The sequence below is a fragment of the Mitsuaria sp. CC2 genome, assembly GCF_048957715.1.
Classification (GTDB): Bacteria; Pseudomonadota; Gammaproteobacteria; order Burkholderiales; family Burkholderiaceae_C; genus Roseateles.
Genome location: NZ_JARVXN010000024.1, coordinates 87,525 through 111,080 on the forward strand (window position 1 = coordinate 87,525; position 23,556 = coordinate 111,080).

The 23,556-nt window shown below is 68.5% G+C and carries 18 protein-coding genes; all 18 read right to left on the reverse strand.

From position 1 onward, the window contains the following. Positions 1–37: 37 nt before the first annotated feature. On the reverse strand, positions 38–883 hold the full coding sequence (locus PV762_RS17220; protein WP_421036226.1) for a WecB/TagA/CpsF family glycosyltransferase: 846 nt from the start codon (positions 881–883) through the stop codon (positions 38–40). Between the two features lie 16 nt (positions 884–899). Further along, positions 900–2,108: a glycosyltransferase family 2 protein gene (locus tag PV762_RS17225; protein WP_421036227.1), complete on the reverse strand. Its 1,209-nt coding sequence runs from the start codon at positions 2,106–2,108 to the stop codon at positions 900–902. After that, a complete protein-coding gene (locus tag PV762_RS17230; protein WP_421036228.1) occupies positions 2,101–3,306 on the reverse strand; it encodes a glycosyltransferase in 1,206 nt (401 codons plus the stop codon). The genes PV762_RS17225 and PV762_RS17230 overlap by 8 nt, the downstream gene beginning before the upstream one ends. Beyond that, entirely contained in the window at positions 3,303–4,004 is a 702-nt protein-coding gene (locus tag PV762_RS17235; protein WP_421036229.1) for a serine acetyltransferase, read from the reverse strand. The genes PV762_RS17230 and PV762_RS17235 overlap by 4 nt, the downstream gene beginning before the upstream one ends. Next, complete coding sequence (locus PV762_RS17240; protein WP_421036230.1) at positions 4,001–5,686, reverse strand: Atrophin-1 multi-domain protein; 1,686 nt, start codon at positions 5,684–5,686, stop codon at positions 4,001–4,003. Before PV762_RS17240 ends, PV762_RS17235 begins: the two co-directional genes overlap by 4 nt. A gap of 19 nt (positions 5,687–5,705) precedes the next feature. Next, the gene (locus PV762_RS17245; RefSeq protein WP_421036231.1) at positions 5,706–6,698 is read right to left on the reverse strand and encodes an acyltransferase family protein; all 993 of its coding nucleotides are present in this window, start codon (positions 6,696–6,698) and stop codon (positions 5,706–5,708) included. Beyond that, entirely contained in the window at positions 6,695–8,200 is a 1,506-nt protein-coding gene (locus tag PV762_RS17250) for an O-antigen ligase family protein (RefSeq protein ID WP_421036232.1), read from the reverse strand. Before PV762_RS17250 ends, PV762_RS17245 begins: the two co-directional genes overlap by 4 nt. After that, positions 8,197–8,952, reverse strand: a complete 756-nt coding sequence (locus tag PV762_RS17255) for an exosortase C-terminal domain/associated protein EpsI (protein ID WP_421036233.1) — start codon at positions 8,950–8,952, stop codon at positions 8,197–8,199. Before PV762_RS17255 ends, PV762_RS17250 begins: the two co-directional genes overlap by 4 nt. Positions 8,953–9,005: 53 nt before the next feature. Continuing rightward, complete coding sequence (gene xrtB, locus PV762_RS17260) at positions 9,006–9,941, reverse strand: exosortase B (protein WP_421036234.1); 936 nt, start codon at positions 9,939–9,941, stop codon at positions 9,006–9,008. Between the two features lie 145 nt (positions 9,942–10,086). Next, complete coding sequence (locus PV762_RS17265) at positions 10,087–11,010, reverse strand: polysaccharide biosynthesis tyrosine autokinase (protein WP_421036235.1); 924 nt, start codon at positions 11,008–11,010, stop codon at positions 10,087–10,089. Next, positions 11,010–12,422 carry a chain length determinant protein EpsF gene (gene epsF / locus PV762_RS17270; protein ID WP_421036236.1) on the reverse strand — a complete coding sequence of 471 codons (1,413 nt, stop codon included), beginning with the start codon at positions 12,420–12,422 and terminating at the stop codon, positions 11,010–11,012. The genes PV762_RS17265 and epsF overlap by 1 nt, the downstream gene beginning before the upstream one ends. Before the next feature lie 64 nt (positions 12,423–12,486). Beyond that, entirely contained in the window at positions 12,487–13,356 is an 870-nt protein-coding gene (gene epsE, locus PV762_RS17275) for a polysaccharide export protein EpsE (RefSeq protein WP_421036237.1), read from the reverse strand. Then, positions 13,353–14,345: an EpsD family peptidyl-prolyl cis-trans isomerase gene (locus PV762_RS17280; protein ID WP_421036238.1), complete on the reverse strand. Its 993-nt coding sequence runs from the start codon at positions 14,343–14,345 to the stop codon at positions 13,353–13,355. The genes epsE and PV762_RS17280 overlap by 4 nt, the downstream gene beginning before the upstream one ends. Before the next feature lie 525 nt (positions 14,346–14,870). Further along, positions 14,871–15,383: a hypothetical protein gene (locus PV762_RS17285; RefSeq protein ID WP_421036239.1), complete on the reverse strand. Its 513-nt coding sequence runs from the start codon at positions 15,381–15,383 to the stop codon at positions 14,871–14,873. 13 nt (positions 15,384–15,396) lie between these two features. After that, complete coding sequence (locus PV762_RS17290) at positions 15,397–17,763, reverse strand: RHS repeat domain-containing protein (protein ID WP_421036240.1); 2,367 nt, start codon at positions 17,761–17,763, stop codon at positions 15,397–15,399. A gap of 3 nt (positions 17,764–17,766) precedes the next feature. Then, positions 17,767–20,487 carry an RHS repeat domain-containing protein gene (locus PV762_RS17295; protein WP_421036241.1) on the reverse strand — a complete coding sequence of 907 codons (2,721 nt, stop codon included), beginning with the start codon at positions 20,485–20,487 and terminating at the stop codon, positions 17,767–17,769. A gap of 341 nt (positions 20,488–20,828) precedes the next feature. Beyond that, positions 20,829–22,760, reverse strand: coding sequence for a S8 family serine peptidase (locus PV762_RS17300; protein WP_421036242.1), 1,932 nt, complete (start codon positions 22,758–22,760; stop codon positions 20,829–20,831). 10 nt (positions 22,761–22,770) lie between these two features. Then, positions 22,771–23,478, reverse strand: coding sequence for a PPC domain-containing protein (locus PV762_RS17305; RefSeq protein ID WP_421036243.1), 708 nt, complete (start codon positions 23,476–23,478; stop codon positions 22,771–22,773). Positions 23,479–23,556: the final 78 nt, after the last annotated feature.

A 23,556-nucleotide genomic window follows, 5' to 3' on the forward strand; every position in this document is an offset into this window, starting at 1 on the left:
AGTACCTCCGGAACGGGCGAGGGGCGTCGCTGGCATGTCAGGCTGACGAACGCTGGTCGGCGGTCGCGGCGGCGTAACGCCGCGCACGCGCCAGGAACAGGGGATTGCCGAGCACGTAGCGCTTGAACAGCCGGCGCGGTTCGCGCGCCAGGCGGTACAGCCATTCGATGCCCGAGCGGCGCATCCAGGCGGGCGCGCGCGTCGCGCCGCCGCCGAGGAAATCGAGGATCGCGCCGCCGCACACGATCAGGCAGGGGCGGTGCATCGCGTGGCGCAGCAGTTGCGCGACCTGCTCCTGCTTGGGCATGCCCATGCCGAGCACGATCAGGTCGGGCGCGAAGGCCAGCGCCTGCTCGACGTAGACCTCCGGCGCGCGGAAGCCGTCGAGCGCGTCGACGGTCGCGCCGGGGGCGAGCTCGTCGCGGATCTTCGCGGCCGCGAGGGACAGCTGCGGATCGCGCGTGCCGAGCAGCAGGATGCGACGGCCGGCGTAACGGGCCATGACGCGCGGAATGAGGTCGGTGCCGTTCAGGTTCAGGCCGGGCGCGCGGCCCAGGCGGCTCATCAGCATCTTCATGCCGGAACCGTCGCGCAGCACCCAGTCGGCCTCGGCCACCGCGGCGGCGAAGCCGGCATCGGTCGCCGCCGAGTTCATCGCGTGCGCATTGACGAAAGCCACCACGCGCGGACGCAGCACGCCGGTGAAATCGCGCAGCAGGCCGTCATCGACGGCGCGCTCGTCGTCGACCACGGTCAGCGCGTCCAGGATGGCGCTCCAGCGGGCGATCCAGGTCGCGCCGGCGGACGCGGCAGAAGCGGCAGACGCGGTCGCTGCGGCCGGCGAGGCCGCCCGTGCGTGGAGAGAGGTGTCGGTGTCCGTCATGGTGCGTTCCGGCGCGTCAGTGGTCGCGCCTGGTGCGCACCCATTCGGTCTGGCGGCGCACCACGAAGCTGATGTAGATCGGCAGCTTGGCCAGGACGTACATCGGCGCCTTGAGCAGCTCGCCCAGTCCGATCAGGTCGTCCGCGAAGCGATGCCGCGCCGCGAAGATGGCCGTCGCCAGCGCGAACACGCCCAGCAGCGCGATCACCAGCCCGGCGACCAGCCCGGTGGCCAGCGCCCAGACGGCCTGCACCAGCGTGGCGACGACCAGCAGGCCGGCCAGCAGCGCCAGCGGCGGCACCAGCATGTCCATCACCAGCATCGCCTGCGCGAAGCGGCCGCGGCGCAGCGCGTCCCACAGCAGCTTGGGGCCCTCGCCCACCAGCAGCGAGAGGTGGCCGTGCTCCCAGCGCGTGCGCTGGCTGCGTTCGCCTTCCTGGCTGGCGGCGAAGACGCTGGTGACCAGCACGTCCTCGCAGAACAGCGGCGGCGTGCCGTCGCTGGCCAGGCGCACGCCAAGCTGCATGTCCTCGGCCAGATGGCCGCTGGCCAGCGGCGCGCGCTGCGCCACCGCCCACGGGAAGGCCATGCCGGTGCCGAGCAGCTGGCACGGCAGGCCGAGCCGGAACATGCCGCGCGAACGCGCCAGGTTCTTCACGCGCATCGCGAACTCGGCCACGCGGGCCTTGAGGCCGGGCGTGGGCGCGCTCATCAGGTAGCTGGCCTGCACCGGCCGGCCGTGCGCCTGCGCCAGTCCGGCCAGGCGCGGAATTAGGCCGGGCGACAGCACGCAGTCGGCGTCCAGCACGATGACGACGTCGGGCGCATGGCCCTCGCGCAGCGCCAGCATCTCCAGGTGGCGCACGCCGAAGTCCAGCGCCCAGCCCTTGCCGCGGCGCTCCGCGTCGGAGCGCTCGACGACTTCGGCGCCGACCATGCGGGCCTGGTCCGCCGTGTCGTCGCTGCAGTTGTCGGCCACGACCAGCACGCGGTCGTCCGGGCCCAGCTGCGACAGCGTCTGCATGATGGTCGCGCGCACGCCGTGGCCCTCGTCGTGGGCCGGGATCAGCGCGGCGATGCGGGCCGGACGCGGTACTGCGGGCAGCGGGTCCGGGCGCTTCATCGCCAGCGCGACCTGCGTCAGCAGCAGCCCGGCGGGCAAGGCCAGCAGCAGCGTGCCCAGGATGAGCAGCACGTGGATCACGGTCAGCACGGTGTCAAGCATGGGCGTACTCGCTGAAGAGGCGGAGCAGGCGCGTGGCCTCCGTGTCCACGTCGTGACGCGCGAGCACCCGGGTGCGCGCGGCCTCGGCCATCTCGGCCAGGCGCGCGTCGTCGCAGTCGAGGCAATCGCGCATCGCGTCGGCCAGCGCCTGCGCGTCGCCGGCCGGCACCAGCCAGCCGTGCGTGCCGGGCACGATGAGTTCGGGGATGCCGGCGATGGAGGTGCTCACCACCGGACGGCCCAGCGCCATCGCTTCCATCGCGACGACGGGCAGGCCCTCGGCGAAGCTGGCCAGCACCAGCGCGCGCGCGGCCATCAGCTCGGCGCGGACCTGGTCGCTGCCGATCCAGCCGGTGATGCGCACCGTGCGCTGCAGGCCGAGCTCGGCGATGCGCGCCTCGATGGCGGGACGCAGTTCGCCGTCGCCGGCCAGCACCAGCTCGAAGTCAGGGCGATGCTTCGCTACCAGCGCGGCGGCCTCGATCAGCAAGAGGTGACCCTTCTGCTCGGCGAGGCGTCCGATCGCCAGGAGACGCTTGCCCGTCGGCGGCGTGTCGGCGCCGGCGTGGAAGCCCGGCTCCAGGCCGCAGTGCACGACCTGCACCTTGGCCCAGTGCGCGCGCTCGACCCAGCGGAACAGCTGGCTGCGGCAGAAGGACGTGATCGCGACGACGAAGCGTGCGCGGCGCATCTTCTCGCCCAGGTGCAGGAACTCGGGCTTGTCGAATTCCTCGGGACCGTGGACGGTGAAGCTGTAGCCCGGACCGCCGAGCGCATGCAGCAGCATCGCGACCTCGGTCGAGTTGGTGCCGAAGTGCGCGTGCACGTGCGTGACGCCGGCTTCGCGCATCAGCTTGAAGGCGACGCAGGCCTCGGCGAGGTAGACAAGGTGCAGCGGCAGCGGCCGGTCGGCGCGACGGCCCATGCGCAGCGCGAGCTTGAGCGCACCGAAGAAACGTCCGGGCGCGCGAAGCGCCTCACGGACCAGCGCGCCGCCGAGCGACAGCGCGCCGCCGCGCAGCAGGTAATGCGTGCGGGACTTCTCCGCCTGGTCCTGCGCATCGGGCGCGGGATCGTCCCAGCCGCGCACCGCGACGCGCAGGACGTCCTGGCCCTGCTTCTCCAGCGCGAGGATCTCGCGGCGGATGAACGTGTGGCTGACCTTCGGGTAGTGATTGACGAGGTAGGCGATCTTCAAAGGGTCAAACTCCCAGACTCCTGACCGTTCACGGGGGCCGGAAGCTTGTTCTTGTGCGGTCCGGCATCGCTGCCGGGGACCTCGTCGCGAGGGCAAGCATCGTTCCCGGCGTCGTTCACGGCACCGCTCGCGGCGCAAGCCGATGAAGACGCCGTGCCGACCGGGGATCCGGCCGGCGCTTTATGCAGGATGCGTGCCGGATTGCCGACGGCGGTCGCGCCGGGCGGCACATCCTGCAGCACGACGCTCATCGCGCCGACCTTGCAGCCGGCGCCCAGGCGCACGCCGCCGAGCACCTGCGCATACGCGCCGAGCTCGACGCCGTCCTCCAGCACGGGACACGGTCCGCCGTCGACGCGGTTGCCCAGCGTCACGCCCTGGCGCAAGGTGCAGCCGGCGCCGATCACGGTGCCCGGATTCACGAAGATGCCGCCGAAGTGCCAGATCTGCAGGCCCGGCCCGATGCGCGTCTGCTTGGGCAGACTGATGCCGGTCAGCGTCTCGACGACCGTGTGCAGCAGCAAGTGGAATTTGCGATGCAGCTTCTGGCCGACGCCCGCCGGCGCCGCGTCGACGCGGCGGCCGTAACGGTAGACCCAGAGCGCCCACATCGACTGCTCGCGCAGCGGCATGCGGCCCAGGCCCCAGCGGGCGACGTCGGCGGCCCAGTCGGGGTCGCGGTGCGCGCGCAGCGTCATCGGGCACTCCCCGGAGAAGCCTTGTCCTGCGTCTTCGCGCGGGTCCTGTCCGACTTGTCGGACTTGTCGGACTTGTCGGACTTGTCCGGCGCGACATCCTTCGAATCGTCCTTCGCGTCCACGGGCACCAGCGCGCCGCCGACCGACGATTCGCCCGGGCCGGGGCCGCTGCGCACGGTGACCCGCACGGCGCCCTGCCCTTCGGGCCATTCGAAGGTCCTGCTCGCCCCGTCGGCCAGCTCGCCGCTGTCGAACAGCGTCGTGCGTCGGCCTGCATCAAGCAGTTGCAATTGAAGCTTCGCGCCGCCGGTGGCGGTCGCGGTCAGCTTGTAGCGCTTGCCGGCCTCGGGCTTCGCCCAGGTGACCGGCTGCAGGCTGCGGCCGGAGTCGTTGACCAGCACCGTCACGCCCTCGCCCGCCGGGAACACCACGGCCTGACGGCGCGTGTCGTAACCGGCGCCAGTGCGATCGCCGCCGGCGGCCGCGGTGGCGGTCGTCCCCGTCGCGGCCGACTTCATCGCCGCGTCATTGCCGCCGCGCTTCCACGGGCCGCGCAGCGAGAACCGGTTCTGCGGCGTGTCCATCGACATCGGCCGGCCGTTGCCGTCGACCCAGCGATCCACCGACATCACCTGGCGCAGCCCGCCGCGCACGCGGTCCAGCTCGGCCGCGAACTCGGGATGCCAGCCGCGCTTCATCGGCGACTTGTTGGCGCCCATCTCGACGTAGATCACGTAAGGCGTCTCGACGTTCCGGTCCACGACGTAGGCGCCGTAGACCTTGAGCGTGCGCGCGACCTTGCGCAGCAGCGGATCCTTGATGCGCTCGGTGTCGAAGTCCGGCGGCAGCATCATCAACGCGCCCTGCGGCACCTTGCCGGTGTTGGACTTCGCGCCGGTGTCGGCCGAGGTCGCGGGGAAGATGTAGGCGGGATCCGGCGACAGGCCGGTGTGCGTCAGCGACATCGCCAGCGCGTGCCGGAACACTTCGTCGTTGTCGTCGATCTCCTTGGCGCGCACCAGGCCGCCCATGGTCGGCACCGCGGCGGCGCGCGCGCCCTGGAAGTAGTGGCCGGGCTCGCCCCAGCCGCGGCCGTCGAGCTTCGTCCACGCGTACTGGTCGGCCCGCCACTGGCCGTCGATGAAGCGCAGCACGTTGAACGAATGGATCATCCGGTCCACCGGATCGACGATGTCGCCGTGGCCGTCGGCCGCGCTCGCGGGCTCGACGCCGGCGGGCCAGCGCGGGATCGTGATCTGGTCGCGCATGGTTTCCGCGTCCGGATCCCAGATGCCCTTGCGTCCCGGCAGCGGCAGCACCGTCACCGGCTTGTCGTCGGGCGACGCGACGAACACGCCGGTCGACCACTTCCCGTCTTCCAGCGTCGGATAGTTCTTGGCCTTGGGGATCTCGTCGGTGCCCAGCGTCACGCCGATGGGGCGCGCGTTCCAGGGCGAGTCCGCCGCGAACGGCCGGTCCGCCGTGCCGAAACGCAGCTGGCGCACCGCGCGGGCATGCGGGTCGTTCCTGTCGGAGGCCTCGGCCTTGGCGCCGCGATCGGCCGCCTGCGGCGCGGCGAAGGCGCCGGTCGTTGCGAGGCCGGTCGACGCCGCCAGAGCGGCGACAGCGACGGGCAACAACCAGGCGGCGGGGCGGAAGGTGACGGAACGGATTGTGAGCATCGACGACATCCGTCCAGCCTCAAGTACTACGAACCGCATTGGACATCCTCACTCGGTGGCCCATCGCAATAAAGTGTCGCTCGAAGTAAAACGTCGACAGATGCGCGAGCAGGAAAACGGCCCCGAGCAGCAGCGGCCGCTTGAGGTACTTTTCGGTGACATCGCCGGAGCCCAGCCAGGTGTGCTCCAGCGGCACGTGCAGCACGTAGACCGCGAAGGACACGGCCGCGAGGTAGGCCCAGAACGGGCGCGAGAGGAACACCGACGGCGCGGAGCGCGGCTGGCACATCAGCGCGCCGGTGAGCACCAGCACCGCATACGGCCGCACGAACGAGGCGATGTTGCCGTCCACGTTGTAGCAGGCCAGGCAGAGCATCAGCGCCGCGCCCCACAGCACGACGGGCCGCTCGAAGAAGGCGAGCGCCTCGCGCCGGCTGGGCGAGTGCAGCAGGATCGCCAGCACGAAGCCCGCCAGGATGTCGTCGATGCGGTACCAGGTGATGCTGCCGCTGTAGCCGCTCATGTAGACGCGGTAGCTGGTCACCGCGACCAGCAGCACCGGGATCGCCACGCGGGCCACGGCGGGACGGAAGAACAGCAGCAGCGTGGCCAGCGCGTAGAACTGGAGCTCCACGCACAGGCTCCAGAAGTGGTCCAGCGGCACGCGCATGCCGGCGTCGCTGAGGTTGGCGTAGAACAGCAGGTGCGAGGCCAGCGCCTCCGGCGGAAAGTGCCAGATCGCCGCGACCACCACCGCCACCAGCCAGGCCAGCGGGAGGATGCGCAGCAGCCGCTTGGCGACGAACTCCAGCGGGTGCACGTGGACCAGCACCTGCTTGCCGATGAAATAACCGGACAGCACGAAGAACAGCGCCATGCCCAGCATGCCGACCGATTCGTTGAGCCGGGGGCCGAGGGCGTTGAGCGGCAGCAGGTGCGCGACCAGCACGGTCACGATGCTCAGTCCGCGCACGCCGTCCAGGACCGGGGAACGGGCGCCGGCGGTGCTCATGCCGGCTCCGTCACCGCCCACGGTCGCGCCACGCGGCGCACGACGCGCCGCGGCCGGCGGCCGATGTCGGCCTTCTCATGGCAGACGATGGCGCAGCCCGCGCCCATGACGAACCAGAAGAACCAGTTGAAGACGAGGTAGCTCAGCATGTTGTCGGACAGCGAGACCACCACGTAGCCGATCAGCAGCGCGATGAACATCGCCGACAGCAGCGCGTCCTCGCGGCGGAAGCGCCAGAAGATCTGCCCCGCGCGCCAGTACTTCCAGTAGTAGGCGGCCAGGCCGACCACGCCGACGTCGAACAGCATCTGCACCGCCACGCTGTGCGCGCCGGTGGTCATGCCGCCGCTCAGGCTGAAGAAAGTCGGCGAGTTGAAGAAGAAGCCGCCCGAGCCGTAGCCGAAGGCGTAGCGCATCGGCGCCATCCAGGCGATGGCGTCCTCCCACAGCACGCGGCGCCAGGTGAAGGAATTCAGCTTGGCGTACTGCACCACCACGTTGCCCTGGCCGATGTCGAGCACGCGGTCGCGGATGTCGGGCACCAGCAGCGCCAGCAGCGGCACCAGCAGCAGGTAAAGCAGGAAGCGGCGCTCGAACAGCAGGCCGTACAGGAAGAACATCGCGCCGGCGGCCATCCACGCGCTGCGCGTCTTGGTCGCGCCCAGCAGCGCCAGCAGGATCAGCAGGTAGAAGGCCATCGCCAGGCGCTGGGCCGTGGTCGAGTTGGCCAGCGTGCGGGCGTTCTTCCACAGGTAGAGCAGCACGCCCTGCATCAGCACCAGGTAGAAGGCCAGGATGTTGGGATGCGAGAACGGGCCCTTGTAGCGGCCCATCGCGGCGGGGTCGTTGGAGATGTGGACGTCGCCGCGGGCGATCGCGATCAGCGTGTAGATCGCCACCGGGACCGAGGACCAGATCACCAGCTTGAGGATGCGGTCGAAGGAGGTCCAGTCGTCCACGACGTAGAAGGCCACCACGAACATCGCCATGGTGCTGAGCGTGCCCAGGAAGGTGCGCAGCTCCGGCAGGCGGTCCGGCGAGTACAGCAGCCCCACCGCCTGCATCGCGATGAAGGGCACCCAGACCATCCAGGCCACGCGCGGGATGCGGCGCGGCTCGCGCATCCAGAACACCACGGCCAGCAGGATCACCGCCAGGTTCATCAGGCCGCCCAGGCCGCCGAAGCTGGCGAAGCGCGCCTCCTCCAGCACCGGGTTGCCGATGGCGCGCAGCAGGATGATGGTGAATAGCAGCGACTTCGGATTGGCCAGGAACATGAAGACCACGACCAGCGCCACCGGCAGCACCACGAAGAACACCGGCTTCTGCGCCACCATGTCGCCCATGACGACGCACACCAGGCCCAGGAACATGCAGCCGCCGGCGATCACCAGCGCCCACAGCAGCGTGCGCCATTCCGGCAGGCGCCGGCGGCGTTCGTTGCCGTAGGGGTTCAGGCCCCTGCCCCGCGCGGGGCTCGCCGTATTGGTCGCCGCGCTCATCGGACCAGCATCCCGCGCGCGCCGGCCGGGACGGCTGCCACCAGCTCGGCGAGGAAACGCGCCATCAGCGCCTGCGACGCCACGGCCGACGCGGCCTGCGCCATGCGCTGCGACGCGCGCACCAGGATGCCGTCGGGGACGCGGCCCGCCAGGCCTTCGTTCAGGATGTACCAGCGCGCGGCCAGGCCGTCGCCGCCGTAGCTGTCGCCGATGCGGATCCAGTAGCGCACCGCCTCGAAACCGCCGCCGCGGGCTTCGGCCAGCAGCTGCGTCGTGGGGACCGGCAGCGCGCGGCCGTCCGTGGCGATCGGCGGGCCGGCCTCGTTGACGCGCACGGCGTAGCCCTGCGCGGGGTAGCAGACCTCGGGCCGGTGCACCTTGACGTCCTGGCGCTGGCGCTCGCCCCAGGCCAGCGCGAGCATCACCTGCTCGCCGCGGCTGTTGGCGTAGGTGCGCATCACCGTCTGGTCGTAGGGCTGCTCCAGCACCGTTTCCACGCCCTGGGACACGTCGACCTGCGCGGTCGAGTCGGCCACCACGCGCCAGTCGCCGAAGGCCTTCGGCACGACCGCGTCCAGGCTGGGCGCGCCGGTGACGGCCTGCAGCCGCGGCGTGGCCAGCCACGCGCCCACGGCCGCCACGCCCATCAGCGCGGCGCCGGTGAGGCAGGTGCGGCGCGAGAAGCGCGGCAGCGGCTCGCCGGACGGGGACTCTCCGGTGGGCTTGGGCGGTGTGCCCTTCGTGGGCGCCATCCGCAGATCCGGCTGAACCGGCTGAACCGGTGGCTCGGGCGGCATCGGCGAGCTCATGGCGCGGCCTCCGTCGTGCCACGCAGGCGGTTCCAGCGCAGCGACAGGCCGCGCAGCAGGCCGTCGACGCCAACGATCAGCATCAGCGCGATCAGGAAGAGCGCCATGCCGGAGAACTCGTGCATGAAGCCCTGGCCGACGTCGTCGCCCAGGTGATAGGTCAGGAGGGCCAGGATCAGGATGCGGATCACGTTGGAGCAATAGGAGATGGGCACGATCAGCAGCGCCAGCGCGATGTTGCGGAACACCGATTCGTGGCGCACGACGTTCATGTAGAGCAGGCCGAGCGCCTCGAGCGTGAACAGCGAGTTCAGGCCCGCGCAGGCGTCCGCGACCATCAGCTGGTAGGGGCCGATCTGCAGGATCACGCCGGCCCGCGCGATGGGGTAGCCCAGCGCGTACATCAGGTGCTCGGCGCCCCAGGAGGCGGCCAGCTTCATCGGCTGGGTGATGACGTCGACGATGGAGGCCGGCAGCGGCACGGCGAAGAGCAGCAGGAAGAAGGCGAAGCCGTAGCGCCGCGCGATCTCGGGGCCGAGCAGCACCAGCGCCAGGCCCAGCAGCAGCGGCATCATGGAGCCCATCTCCAGCACCGCGATCGACTGCGAGCGGCCCAGCACGTAGGCCGCCAGGCCCAGCGCGACCAGCGTCCAGCCGGCGACCGGCGCGGGCCGGGCGCGGAACGGCTTGCCCTGGCGCGCCATGCGCCGCGTCTGGAAATAGAAGTACCAGGCCGACAGCGCCAGCACGATCGGCCCGTGCGAGTTGCGGTCGCCGCGCCACGGGCCGCGCAGGAAGTCGACGATGGTCGGCGCGTACATCGCGGCCAGGCCGATCGCGAGCGCGATCAGCGCGACCCGGTTGGCGGCCCAGAAAGCCGGAAAAGGCGCGCCCGGGCGGCCCGTCGCGCCGGGGAGGACATCTTGCGTCATGGCGTTCACTGCGATCCCTGCTGATGGTTCCGGACATGCGGCGGCAAGGCCCCGTGGCCCTGCCTTCCATGCTGTCGTTGCCGTCGATGCTATCGACGCACGCGCGGCTCTGCGGCCGCTGTGATGTCTCGCCCGGTATCCGGTGTCAGTATTGGTTCATGACGGTGCCCACCAGGGTGGTGGAAACGCCGTCCAGGCTGTCGGTGAGATCCTGCAGCGCGCTCACCCGCGACTGGTTCTGGCGCGCCAGCACCAGCGCCGCGCCGCAGCGCGACGCGACGATGGCCGCGTCCGCGCCGTAGCGGCTGGCGGAGGTGTCCACCAGCACGTGGTCGAACTTGCCGGCCAGCTCGCGCATCAGCATGCCGAACGCGGGCCGTTCCAGCAGTTCCACCGGGTTGGGCGGCACCGCCCCCACCGGCAGGATGAACAGGCTGTTGAGGCCCTCCACCTGCTGGATCACGCGCGGCTCGCTGCGACCCGACAGGATCGAGGACAGGCCGGCCTGGTTGTTGACGTCGAAGATCTCATGCTGGCGCGGACGGCGCAGGTCCGCGTCGACCAGCAGCGTGCGGCCGCCCAGCTGCGCCAGCGTCACCGCCAGGTTGGCGGTGAAGTAGCTCTTCCCGTCCATCGTGTCGGGGCTGATGACGGCCAGCGCGCGGCGGGAATCGCCCTCGCGGTAGAGCCGCATCGTGATCTGGCTGCGGATCGCGCGGAAGACTTCCGCCTGCGACGAGAACGGCTGGTTCAGCGCCACCAGCTCGGGGCTGCGGGCCTTGCGCTCGTTCGGCGTGTAGGGGTAGTGGAACTGCTTGGACAGCGCCTCCAGCACGTCCTCGGCGTTCGCGTAGCCCAGCGCCACGGCGGCTTCGCCGAAGCGGATGCCGCGCTCGCGCTGGTACTGCAGCACGCGCTCGACCTGGTCGGCGCTGAGGTTGCGGGTCTCGGCGATGATCGCGCCGATCGAGCGGTCGTGCACGCCGGCACCGCTTCCGGGGGTTTTGTTGAGAGGTCCGTCCACGGGTTTGCTGTGAGCCAGGGGAATGGGTTCCTTCAGATCCGACATCAGGCGGCTCCTCGGCTGGGGCGGGGATTGCTCCCCAGCAGGCGCCGTTCGGCGGACGGCAGTTGCGCGCGCTTGCCCGGCGCGGGCAGCACGCCCAGCATCGGCAGCGGCAGCACGGCCATGACGTCGTCGGCGTCGCGGACCTTGCGATCACGCAGTTCCAGCAGCAGCGCGATGCCGACCGCCAGGACCAGGCCGGCCACGAAGGCCAGCGCGGTGTTCAGCGCCACGCGCGGCGACGCGGGCCGCAGCGGCGGCGTCGCCTCGGCGAGCAGGTTCACGTTGCTCTGCGTGGACTGGCTTTCCAGGTTGGTCTGCGTCAGGCGCGTGGTGATGTTCTCGTAGGCGCGCTGGGCGCTCTCGACCTCGCGCATCAGGCCGCCGGCCTCGTCGCGGGCTTCCTTGAGCTTGACGACCTTGGCGCGCTGCGCGTCCATCTGCGCGCGGGTCTCGGCCTCGCGCGCGCTGTTGATGTTGCTGGTCACCGCGACCGAGCCGGTCACGCGGCGGATTTCCGCGTTCAGCTTGGAGCGGGTGTCGGCCACCGAGGCCTTGGCCTCGATCACCTGCGGGTGGTTGTCGCCGTAGCGGGTGCTCAGCTGCTGCAGGTTGGCTTCGGCGCGGCTGACGTCGGCCTTGAGCTGCGACACCACCGGGTTGGCGAGCACGTCCGGCAGCTGGTCGCCGCCGCGCGCGGCCTGGCCCGAGCGGCTGCGCGACTCCGTCGCGATCGACGACAGCGCCACCAGCTGCGAGGACAGCTCGTTCAGGCGCGCGTTCTCGACGTCCAGGCGTTCATCGGTGGCGAGGATGCCGTGCTCGCGCTCATAGGCGGAGAGCTTGCCGCGGGCCTGCTCCAGGCGCTCCAGGGCGGCCTTGGCCTGCTGGTCGAAGTAGCCGGCGTACTGGCGGGCGGGTTCCACGCGCAGGTCCAGCGTCGTGGCGATGTACGCCTTGACGAAGGCGTTGGCCATCTGCGCGGCGACCTGCGGCGACGGCGAGCGGTAGGTCACCACCAGCACGTTGCTCTCCTTGGACGGCTTGACTTCCATGCCGGCCTGCAGGAACGCGGCGACCCACTGCTCCATGCTGCCTTCGGCGCCCTGGGACTGCCACTGCTCGCGCAGCTCGGGCTGCTCGGTCAGGCGCAGGTCGCGCACGACGCGCAGCGCCACGCGGTCGCTGGCGATCACGTCGACCTGCGTGTTCATGTAGGCGGGCGAAGCCATGCCGGGATAGATCAGCGCCGACACCGGGTCGGGCTTGGCGTCCACCACGACCGAGGCGCTGGCCAGGTAGCGCTTGGGCAGCACGAGGCTGACGCCGAGCGCCGTCACGGTGGTCACCAGGACCACCAGCAGCACGAGCTGCCAGCGGGCCAGGATGATCGACATCAATTTGCTGGGCGTCACCATGCACTCCTTCGCCGGGCGCGGGGCCCGGGGTTACTGCGCGAGGACAGGATCGGGGAAAAACTCAGAACAGGCTCTCGCGGACGAAGATCACGTCACCGTCCTTGAGCGACTCGTCCATGGCCGGCTTCACTTCCTGCACCTTGCCGGCGCCGTCCTTGCGGTGGACGCGGATGCCGCGCTCGGTGCCGCGCAGCGTCAGACCGCCGCCGGCGGCCAGGCCCTGCAGCACGGTCATGCCGCGTTCCAGGCGGATCTGTCCGGGCTTCTGGACTTCGCCGTAGATGTAGATCATCGGATAGCGGTCGACCCACAGCACGTCGCCGTTGAGGACCACCACGTCCTGCTCGCGGCCGTTCGGTCCGAACAGCGTGGGCAGGTCGATCTCGACGCGGAAGGGCTTGCCGGCGCGCTGGCCGGTCAGCACCAGCAGGTCGCCGCCGGCGGGCGAGACGCCGCGCGCGTTGGCCAGCAGGTCGGTCAGGCGGGTGTCGGCGACTTCCAGCGGGTAGCGGCCCGGCTGGTTGACCTGGCCCAGCACGCTGGCCTGGTTGCCGGTGACCTTCAGCACCAGGATGGTGACCTGGGGCTGCTTGACGAAGTTGCCCTTCTTCAGGCCGTCGGCGATGCGGGCTTCGGCCTCGCTGATCGACAGGCCGCCGATCTTCACGACGCCCAGCAGCGGGAAGCTGATGGTGCCGGCTTCGGACACGCGCGATTCCAGCGTCATGTCCGGGTTCTGGAACACGCTGATCTTGATCGCGTCGCCCGACCCGAGCCGATATTCCGCGGCGCCGCCGGTGGACAGGCCGACCGGGGCCGGCGAGGTGGCCGGACGCGTGGCGGTCTGCGCGAACGCGCCGGTGGAGAGAGCCGCGGCCAGGAGGGCCGGCGCGGCGATGGCGAGGATGGAGAGGCGACGCAGGTGCTTCATTGGATGCCTTGGCCCTTGGAAGTTGAACTGGAGTCCGCCGGGGCGATCACGCCGGCGGCGGGATCGGAGGCGGTATTGGAGACGGCGGTCGGGGTGGAGGCCGGCGAGGACGCGGGGGCAGAGGCGGCCTCGGCGAACTTGCCGACGTATTCGATCTTGGCGTTGTCGCGCATGGACTTGATGTCCTTGGCGACGAGCTCGGCGCGACGCTGGTTCAGGAGGAACATCTCGATGGACGGACGCGCCTGCGCCTCGGTGGCGGGCTGGCGTTGCGAGCCGGCGAGGAACAGCACGGAGATGCCGTTGGGATTGCCGTTCATGATGAACTGGCCGTCCTTGAGCCGGGAGATCGCGTCGAGGTTGTTGAGCGGGATCTGTTCGGCCGAGCGCACCATCTGGGAGCCGACGAACTTGAAGTTGTCGGTCTTGAGCGCTTCGAGGAATTCGGGGAGGGTCTTGGCGGCCTGCAGCTTGGTGCGGATCGCTTCGAACTGATCCGGCTTCGCCTCGATGTTGATTTCCTGCAAGTTGTAGATGCGACGCTCGGCAAAAAGTGCCGGCTTGTCGTTGTAGTACTTCCTGATTTCCTCGTCGGTGGGCTTGCTGGCCGTGTCGCCGAGGTGGTCAGCATAGGCCCTGGCGATGATCTCCCGCTTGGCGGTTTCGATCTGTTGCACCACCCGCGGATCGCGATCGAGCTTGAGGTCCTGGGCCTTCTGGACGGCGAGTTCCTGGTCGATCAGGCGCTCGAGGATCTGGCGCGAGGCGGCGTCGACCTGCTCGGGCTTGACGTTGGGCTGGCGCTGCAGGACGAAGTTGATCTGGTGGACGGTGATCTCTTCCTTGTTCACCTTGGCCGCGGTCTGCGAGGCCTTGGCGCCGCTGCCGCCGCCGCAGGCGGCGAGCAGCACGGCGGCCAGGACGGCCGTGGTGACGGCGAGGGCCGGAGTGGCCCGTCGCTCTTGAATTCCGTGATCCCGAGTCCTCATCGCAAGCATGGTGTCGACCTTGATGTTGTGTCTGTCCGGCGGCCCCTTTTGGGGTGCTCTACGCGTACGCGAGCGGCGAGTGTAGCCCTGCACCATGACTGAACTTACCCGTTCCGGAGGGCTTGGAAGCCCCCATCCCGGGTTCGCAGGGGTCCATAGCAAGAATGGGTCCCGGCCCAAGGCTCCGGGCGGTCGGAGACCCCATGAACAAGGGGGATGCGCGCTGTAAAGACGGATGAAAAACCGCCTCTGAAGTCGTCATTGCAACGACGTGAAAAAGCCGTCAGCGGGTGAGCGGAAACGCGGGGTGGCAGGCACGGGAAATCGGGGCGACCGACCCGGTCGGCGATGCCGATGTCCAGCAAAAGTCAGCACGCCTCACGGCGTCCGATGGATCCCTTGCAGCATCACCGAGACGGCACGCGCACGAGCGCACCGTCTCTGATCACGACCAGCACAAAAGCGTTGCCGAGTGTCTGCCACATCACGCGCGCCATGCCGCTTCAATTCGAAGATCTGCTTACCTTAGCCACCGCCATCAAGGGAGGCGCGCAGCTCTGTATAGCGATCCAGGCAGGCGGACCCCGTTTGCGATTCCGCGACGACGCGATGCCTCCTCAAAGCCGTCATCCGTCGATCCAACTCTCGATCAATCTTGACGGAGGGATGTCCTTCAGAAAAGGCATTCACTGCACAGAGCATTGCCACCTGATCCACACGAACCAAAGGCAATAGTTTTTCAGGGCACTTTCCCATCGCTAGTTCCAAGGAATATGTATGTCCTTGAAGAGCCTCCAGATTGGTCGTATCCAGCAAGCGGACACTCAAATCAAGGGCCTCACGATCGCACCTCTGAACAGCCGTGGCAAGCGGCGCCATACGCGATTCCCAATGCGCCGAAAGATACGCATTGACGGCTGCAACATCACTCCGATCCAGCCGGGCGCGAAGCTCTGCGACCGCGGAAGACTTTGAGCCCGCGCTTGCAGCGGTGCTGATTAACAGTAGCAGAAGAAGGGAAGTGGCAGTCCGCTTCATTTTTACACCGCTCCTAATTTCGGATGACATGGACAATCACGTTCTTGTTGCATTGCTTTTCCACCAGATCCCAAAGCTGCGCGCAATAGTCGCCACGAACGGTGACGCATCCGGCCGATCCTCTATTAGTGTCGCTGCGCGCTTGCCCAAAATTCTGACAATGCATGTGAACGTAGTCCGCAACGGGCATGCCCCCCTGTGCCGGGTTGGCACCGAGTGTAGAGATGGGATCATTATTGTTCAGCACAATTCCCTGTCCGCGCTTTTTGACACTAGGAAAGCCATGCGCGGTGCGTCCATATTGTCCAGAATATGTGCCGTCGACAATCCCGGGGCTGCCATAAGATTTGTCTGGAAACGAATTCGCTGGAAAGCTCATGAACGCGGCTGATTCAGGCGATTCGTTTGATGCGGATCCTGACGCTCCCCAAGTCGGACCGTCCTTTCCATTGCCCGTGCTTTGCACAACATAGATATGGGTCGGCAGACACATCGTGTCTCCCCACCGGTCCAAACCCAACGGGTCGACAGCGCTCTGCGGGCTCGAATCAACATAACTATAAGTATTGATGCCAGCCTCCAGGCCAATCGGATCACTCTGCACATACCTCCCCAACGTCGGGTCATAGTCCCGGAAGTAGTTGTAATACAGCCCTGACTCGCTGTCGAAGAACTGGCCGGGGAAGCGCAGGTTGAAGACGATCTGAGCCAGCCCCGCCGGTGCCTGCTCCGGCTGCCCCGTCCCAAACGGCTCGCTGATCCACCGCCACCGCGCAGCGTCGTTCTTGTCGACCAGCACCCTCGGCGTATTCAAGTGATCGGTGTACACGAGCATCGGCAGCGGTGCTGTAACCGTTCCTGAAATCACCGCCACCGGCGTGTCACCCAGCCACACGTACTCCTGCACCACGCCCGTCGCGCTGTACTCGCCGAGTAGGTGCCCTTCCTGGTCGTACGCGAAGTTCCGCAGCCCTGCGCTGTTTTCCTTGCGCACGCGCTGGCCGCCAGCGTCGTACTGGTAGGTCGTGGTCAGGCCGCTTCTGGTCAGCGTGCCCATCCGGTTGTCGAGCCGATACGTCGTCGTGTAGGCCAGTCCCGTATCGCTCAGCGTGTTGCCGGCTGCGTCGTAGCCGAAGCCCCGCGCGGGATTGGAGATGCTCGTGAGCCGATTGCTCGTCGTCTCCGTCGTGTAGCCGCGCGACGCGCCGTTGATCGCCACGCTGGTCCGGTTGCCGTTGGCGTCGTAGCCGATCGCCCATGAGTTGCTCGGCGTGATGATGCTCGTCAGGCGCCCTAGCTCGTCGTAGCCGAAGCTCTGGTTCATCGCCTGCGCGGCTGCCGTGGACTGGCCGGTCGTTGCGTCCAGGTGCGTGTAGCTGACGATGCGGTCCGCCGCGTCGTAGGTGATGTCGCGCACGACCTCGCCCAGCGGATATCGGACCAGTCGACCGAACTCGTCGTAAACGCGCTCTTGCAGCTTCGTGCCGCTGGCCATCTGCATCTGCCAGCTGCGCACCGGGCCGAACGGCTCCCACTGGATGTCGCTGATCAGCGGCACTGCGGCGCTCGACGCATCCGGCGCCAGGCTCATGGCCACGGGCCGCTCGGCGTTGTAATGGATCGTCAGCACGCGGCCCGAGGGATACGTGATCCGAGTGGCGCGACCATCGTCGTCGTAGCCGTAGCGCGTCGTGAGAACCGTCGTGCCCACCGTTTGGATCGCCGTGATCAGGCGGCCGTCCAGGTCGTAGCCGTACTTCGTGTTCCCCGACGGGCTGGTGGCCGTCGTCAACTTGCCGACGCCTGCGCCGAAGTCGCCGTCCGTCTGGTCGTAGGTCCACGCGTAGTTCAGCGCCGTCTGGCCGCTCTGCGTGTAGATCGCCGAGGTCAGGCGGTTGAGCGCGTCATACCCGTAGGTCGCCTGCACGTTGCGGCTGTCGGTCCGCGTGATCAAGCGCCCGGCCGCGTCGAAGGTGCTGTTGGCAATGCCGGTGTCAGGGCTTGCCAGCTGGCTCATGTCGCCCAGGCCGTTGCGCTGGTAGCTCGTCACCAGATTGCGAGGGTCCGTGACCTGCTTGAGCTGATCGATGCCGTCGTAGCCCAGCTTCGTCACGCCGCTGCGGGCGTCCGTGCTGGTCTTGACCCGATCCAGCGCGTCGTACGCGTTGGTCGTCGAGAACGCGAAACCGGGAATCCACTTGGCCTTGGTGACCTTGGTCGGATTGCCATTGGCGTCGTACTCGTAGTCGGTGACCGGCGCCGGAGAGACCGGCGGAGGCGGCAGAGGGGCGGCATGTGCGTTGAAGCCGATCACGCTGATCAGCGCAACCACGATCGGCGCGAGCCCGATCCACTTCGAATTCGTCTTGATGCGATTCATGGCTCATTCCCTCCCCGTCGTCTGCTGCGCGCGGTTCAGCGCGTCGAAGGTGCGGCTCATCGTCCGCTTCAGCGCGCCCAGCGGGTCCTTGGCGACCTCGCTGGTCCGGTTGCCGCTCGCGTCCAGCGTGTAGCTGATCCGATTACCCAGCGAGTCGAAGACGGCGAGCAAGCGTTGCGCGTCGTCGTATTCGTAGTTCACCGCGCCTCCGCCCGGTTGGACCGAGCGCTTGAGCAGCCCCGTAGGCAAGTACTCATAGGAGGTCGCCTTGCCGTTGGTGGTCATCGACGTCACGCGCTGTCGCTGGTCGTAGGCGTAGGTGGTCGTCGCGCCGTTGGGCGCCATCACCTCAAGCGGCTTGCCGTAGGCGTCGTAGCGCGTGAAGCGCGTGACATGACCTGCGCCGTTGGTGGAGGTCTTGAGATCGCCCAAGGTGTGGTCGACCGTCGTGTCGACGTAGTACTCGTTGGTGACGACGATCTGGTTGAGCGCGTCCGTCTCGGTCAACACCTGACCCGTCGCGTTGTAGGTCCAGCTCGCGGTGCGGGCCGGAACGCCGGACTGCAACGCGGCAGTGAACCCCTGCGCTCCGGTCTCATCGGTCGTCGCCTGCTCCACGCGCTTGCACAGCACGACGAGCGGCTTGCCGTCGGGCAGCAGCGCGCTGGTGGGCGCGCAGCTCGCCACCGCGCCGCCGCTGAACGGGTCGGGCTGACCGTTGAAGACCAGCGTCGTGATGCGGCGCGGCTCCGCCGTTTTCACCGCGAGGCGCCAATCCGGATGCCACTGCGTGCTCACGCGCCGGGCGCCCGTCGGCAGCGCGACCTGCGCCGCCTCGCAGGCGGTCGCGGCCGAGAGTCCCTCCACGCGGGAGGTCTCCAGGTTGCGGTCCATGTCGTAGGCCATGCAACTGCGGTTGCCGTTGTATTCGTCCAGCTGGACGACGTTCCGGTTGGCGTCGAGCACGCGGCTAGTCGTCGCGGCAGCGCTGCCCGCCCCCGCCGCCTGAGCCTTGGACGTCCACTTCACCTGACCGAGCGAGCCGGCCGCCGTGACGGCCTCCGTCTGTCCGTTGGGGTTGGTCACGACGATGCCCGTCGGCGGCGTCAGCACGTGATCGCGCAGCATCCATCCGGTGTACGAGTCCCAGTTCTCGTTGACCTGCCACCGGCTGGGCGCCGTCCACGCCACCGAATAGCGGTCCAAGCCCAACGCGCGCTCCGTCGAGATCGCGCGTCCGTCGCTGTCGTAGGCGTAGCGACCCGCACGCACGCCGTTCTCGTCGAGGTAACCCGTGAGCGCCCAGCTGAGATTGGTGTTTTCGTAGAGGAATTGGCGCGAGGTGCTGTCGCTCCAGGTCACCTTGCTCACGCCGTCGCCCGCGCCGTACTCCAGCGCGGTGATGCCATTGCCCGGATCGACGATCGCGTTGATGCGCGAGCGCAGGTCCTCACCGCGGTCCTCGTACCCGAACTTCCACTCGCGCCCGAAGTGGTCCTTCATCGAGACCAGCAGGCCGCCCTCGCGGACCTGGTCGGTCAAGAACGACGCGTTGCTGTATTGGAAGTTCATCGCCGCGCCGCCGATGTGCGTGATGTTGAGCAGGCGACCCAGATACGTGTAGGTCTCGATCGTCATCGCGGACTGATCGAAGTACAGGAACAGCGGCCCCGGGACGATCACGCGGATGCGGTCGTTGCTCGCGCTGGAAGCCGGCGCAAACACAGTGGAAGCGGCTCGCGTGAAGCTGGTCCACATGCCGTCCCCGCGCGACACGTTGACGATGCGGACGTAGTCCGATGAGTTGATGAGCAGCTGGCGGTCCAGGCTCAGCGTCCAGTCCGGACTGACCGAAGTCGACTCGGAACGCAGGAACGGATCTCCGCTGCCGGCCTGGTACGGGATGCGCCGGGTCGAGTTGTATGTCAGGCGCAGGGGCAGCCACGGCTGCCAGCCCAGGTCGACCGACTGCGTCTTGGCGCCGGTCATGGGCATGATGGGATTGCCCTTGCAGAGGTCGCAAGGCGCCTGGTACGCCTTGTCAGGCACACGGACGCAGGCCATCTGACCGGCGTCGTAAACCCCTTCAGTACACACGCACTCCCGCGTCTCCGGGTCGAACGCCATGCCCGCGGAGTTGCCTATCGGGCTGGCGCAGGTCTTCTGAATCGACAGCGTGTTGTTGTAGACCACGGCTTCGCCCGGCGTTGTGGTGCTGCACGAAGGGTCGGAATTTATGGTCGTCGCCGTCCCTGTGATGGGGCAACTCAACACCCCCCAGCTCACGCCAGCGGCATTCACCGTGCAGGCCCCCACCGACCAGCTGACCGGCGTGCTGCACTTGTCCTGCCCGTTCAGGCGCGAGGAGCGGAACGCCATCGCTTGCGCGAGCGTCAGTTCAGGCGTGCTCGGCGCCTTGGAAGTGACCCGGATCGTGTAGTTGCAGGAGATATCGGGAATGAACCGGCTGTCGCTCGGGCAGCCGCCCGGCCCGTCGGCAAACGCGCCGTAGAAGGTCACGTGAGCGTCGTCCCACTTGATCGGGGGCAGCCGCCGGTCGTGGGCCGTCGCCGGCTGCAGGAGCAGCGCGGCAAGCAGACCGACCATCAACCGGACGACGACGGCGCCGATCCAGTCGCTGCGACCGCGGATGCGCCCGCTGGTGGCACCGCAATGAGCACCATGCGGCGCAGCATCGTGGCGAGACGTGATTCCCGAACTCATTGACGTTTCCTCCCCGGCTCATGTCCGGCAATGGCATCCGGCAGGAGGAAACGACATGCAGCGGCGTCCTGCACGATGAACGCATCGCGCCGACCTCGCCGTCGTCACGCGTCTTTGCGCATGGACGACGTCCTCCCCGTGAATGAACGCGCGGATTCTGCTATGAGCTTGCGCGCAGGAACAGCACCCTCCAAAGAGGGATGCCGCATGTCAGCGCACCGTCACGGGGTCAGGACTTGCGTGCCACCGAGCACCAGAAAGGAAAAGGCCGCCGACCTTTCGGACGGCGGCCTCGGAGACCTTCGATCGTCCCGGTCATCCCGGGACGATGGCAGGCTCGATCAGGGCAGCTTGTTCAGCGCGTTCACCGCGTCGATCAGACCGAAGCCGTCGTACAGGCTCCAGCCCTTCACCGCGTTGCCGCCGGAGAACGGGATCACCCGCGCCGCCGGCGTGCCCTGCAGGAGGCTCTTGACCTGCTTGGGCGTGAGCGAGCCGGGGCCGCCGGCCTTCTGCAGCATCAGCGCCGCGACCGCAGCGGCGTGCGGCGCGGCCGCGCTGGTGCCGAAGAAGTTGTTGAAGCCGTCGCCTTCGTAATCCGAGCTCGGATAGAAGAAGGTCGTGTTGCCGCCGTCCGGCGCGGCAAAGTCCGGCTTCTTGCGCGTCTCCGGCACAGCCAGGCGGTTGCCCGCCGCATCGAACGCGATCGTCACCGGGCCGGGGCTGCTGAAGCTCTCGAACGCCGGGATGAACGGCGTCTGCTGCGTCGCTGGGAAGGTGTAGCGGTAGGCCGCCACGCTGTTGGCACCGGCCGCCGCGCTGTGGCCGAAGGTCGTCGGGCCGCTGCGCACCTGGAACGGCGCGCCGCCCCAGCCGTCAAGGTTGACCATACGCACGCGCGAGGCCTGCTTGGTGCCCGCGCTCGTGCGGCCGATCATGATGCGGTAGGTGCCGCTGGCGCCGCCCGACAGGCCGACGATCTCCTCGCCGAAGTCCGCCGCGATGTTGTTGGTCGCGAAGGTGAACACGCAGTTGCCGGCCGCGTTGATCAGGTAGAAGTTCAGGTCGGTCGTGACCTTGCCTTGATAGAACAGGTCGTCCCACTGCAGCAGCAGCGTCGAGCCCGCGCCGCTGTAGGTCACCGGCAGCGCGTAGGTGCCGCCGCCGAAGTCCAGGAAGCCGCCCCCCTGGTTGGCCTTGGTGCTGCCCGACGCCGGCGCGCTCGTGCAGGTGTTCAGCGACGCCAGGTTGACGTTGCCCAGGTTGGTCGGCGAGGTCGAGAAGGTCGCGACCGGCACGTCGATCGCGCCGCCGCCGCCCGCCGAGCCCTGGTTGCCCGCCGACGAGAAGTACGAGACCGGACGGCCCGGCAGCGTCGTGCTGGTGACGACGTCGTTGACCGCCTGCGCGACCTGACCGTCGGAGAAGAAGGGCTCGTCGTAGTAGAAGACGTCGTCGACGATCACGTCGGCCCGGCAGGCCGGTTCCGTGCGCAGCCGGCGGATGTTGTCGGCAAACGCAGCCTCGCCGGCGAAGGCGGTGGCGAAGCACTGGTCGGCGCCCGGGGCCACGTCTTGCACGATCTGCATCATCGCGCGGCCTTCGTCCGAGTTGCTCGGATCGGCGCCGATGTCCAGCACCCACTTCGGCGGACGCAGGTCGCCGGAGGCGATGTCGTTGGCCGCGCGCACCGTGGTGAAGCTCAACGGCGAGTCGTCGTAGGAGTCCGACAGCACGCCCACCGTGATGCCCGCGCCGGTCCAGCCCGCCGCGTTGGCGACGTTGCTGCGCAGCACCGGCGCGCCTTGCGAGGTCGTCAGGCCGACGTTCTTGTGCGGACGACGCGTCAGCTTGGCCAGGTGCAGGCCGCTGGTGCCCGAGAGCGAGGCCAGCGCCGAGCTCGGCACGTAGGCCGAGAGCGCGCCGTGGTTGAACGCGCGGTTGACGCCGGTCACCCGCGCGCCGGACGCCTCGAGCTGGGCCTTGAAGTCGTCGATCGAGGTGCCCGCCTCCAGATAGATGTCGACCAGCACGCGTCCTTGCGCGTCCGACAGCGACCGGACGTAGGGCTTGAACTCGTCGGCATCGACGGCCAGCGAGCGCAGCTGGCGGCGCGACTGCTGGTCGACAAGGTCCGACAGCGCACTGTCGAGCTTGGCGTGTTGCGCGTAGGCGCCGCCGCAGGCGGCCAGGGCCAGCAGCGCGCTCAGGACACGCAGACGGGGAGCGGTGCGGGAAGCAGCAGGGGAAGCGGTACGGATGGAAGTCGTCATGGGCGGCTCCTCAGGCTTGAACGGGGGTGACGGGCTTGCGGCGGCGGATCAGCCCGGCCGCGCCGAGGGCGGCGCCGGCCAGCAGCAGGCTGCCGGGTTCGGGCACGTCGGAGGCGGCGGCGGCGCTTGCACCGACCAATTGGATTTCGTAATCGCCGAATTCATTGGTCAGGCTGCTCCAGCCGGTCAGCGATCCGGAACCGCCGATCGCGGCGACGTTGCCGCCCTGCCCCAGCAGCGACGGGAAGATCGGCGTGCCGCCGCTCACCGGCGTGTAGCCGGCACCGGTGATGGCCAGGTAGTACAGGCCGCTCACCGTCGGGATGTAGTTGCTCAGCGTCGACTGAGAGCCGCCCACGACGCCGTCGTCGTCGTTGCCGATCAGGCCCTTGCCCGCGGCGTCGAACAGGTACAGGACCGTGTCGAAAAAGTTGTAGTCGATGCCCGATGCGGTCGTCGTGGCGGAGAACGCCGTGCCCGCCGTCAGGTAGATCGCGAACAGGTCCGCGTCGCCGTCCAGCGTCCCCTGGATCGCGTCGATCGGGCCGCTGCCCAGGAAGGTCTTGGCCGTGATGATCGTTTCACCGGCATCGCCGCCTTCGACGAAGACCGCGGCGGCCTGCGCGGACGACGCCGCGCCGAAGGCCAGGGCTGCTGCGGCCGCCATCGGCAGCCACTGGTTCTGAAGGCTCTTGAAGCTCTTGAGTCGCGTGAACATCGGACGTTCCCCTGAAAGGTTGGACACCCCGCGCGGCACAACCGCGCTCGGTGCGGTGCTGAACGGAGGGAACGGCTG

What these genes read in the sequence shown, in the direction of transcription:
- PV762_RS17220 (WP_421036226.1), bottom strand. Translation starts at nt 883, where the DNA reads ATGACGGACACCGACACCTCTCTCCACGCACGGGCGGCCTCGCCGGCC.
- PV762_RS17225 (WP_421036227.1), bottom strand. Translation starts at nt 2,108, where the DNA reads ATGCTTGACACCGTGCTGACCGTGATCCACGTGCTGCTCATCCTGGGC.
- PV762_RS17235 (WP_421036229.1), bottom strand. Translation starts at nt 4,004, where the DNA reads ATGACGCTGCGCGCGCACCGCGACCCCGACTGGGCCGCCGACGTCGCC.
- PV762_RS17240 (WP_421036230.1), bottom strand. Translation starts at nt 5,686, where the DNA reads ATGCTCACAATCCGTTCCGTCACCTTCCGCCCCGCCGCCTGGTTGTTG.
- PV762_RS17245 (WP_421036231.1), bottom strand. Translation starts at nt 6,698, where the DNA reads ATGAGCACCGCCGGCGCCCGTTCCCCGGTCCTGGACGGCGTGCGCGGA.
- PV762_RS17250 (WP_421036232.1), bottom strand. Translation starts at nt 8,200, where the DNA reads ATGAGCGCGGCGACCAATACGGCGAGCCCCGCGCGGGGCAGGGGCCTG.
- PV762_RS17255 (WP_421036233.1), bottom strand. Translation starts at nt 8,952, where the DNA reads ATGGCGCCCACGAAGGGCACACCGCCCAAGCCCACCGGAGAGTCCCCG.
- xrtB (WP_421036234.1), bottom strand. Translation starts at nt 9,941, where the DNA reads ATGACGCAAGATGTCCTCCCCGGCGCGACGGGCCGCCCGGGCGCGCCT.
- PV762_RS17265 (WP_421036235.1), bottom strand. Translation starts at nt 11,010, where the DNA reads ATGTCGGATCTGAAGGAACCCATTCCCCTGGCTCACAGCAAACCCGTG.
- epsE (WP_421036237.1), bottom strand. Translation starts at nt 13,356, where the DNA reads ATGAAGCACCTGCGTCGCCTCTCCATCCTCGCCATCGCCGCGCCGGCC.
- PV762_RS17280 (WP_421036238.1), bottom strand. Translation starts at nt 14,345, where the DNA reads ATGAGGACTCGGGATCACGGAATTCAAGAGCGACGGGCCACTCCGGCC.
- PV762_RS17285 (WP_421036239.1), bottom strand. Translation starts at nt 15,383, where the DNA reads ATGAAGCGGACTGCCACTTCCCTTCTTCTGCTACTGTTAATCAGCACC.
- PV762_RS17290 (WP_421036240.1), bottom strand. Translation starts at nt 17,763, where the DNA reads ATGAATCGCATCAAGACGAATTCGAAGTGGATCGGGCTCGCGCCGATC.
- PV762_RS17295 (WP_421036241.1), bottom strand. Translation starts at nt 20,487, where the DNA reads ATGAGTTCGGGAATCACGTCTCGCCACGATGCTGCGCCGCATGGTGCT.
- PV762_RS17300 (WP_421036242.1), bottom strand. Translation starts at nt 22,760, where the DNA reads ATGACGACTTCCATCCGTACCGCTTCCCCTGCTGCTTCCCGCACCGCT.
- PV762_RS17305 (WP_421036243.1), bottom strand. Translation starts at nt 23,478, where the DNA reads ATGTTCACGCGACTCAAGAGCTTCAAGAGCCTTCAGAACCAGTGGCTG.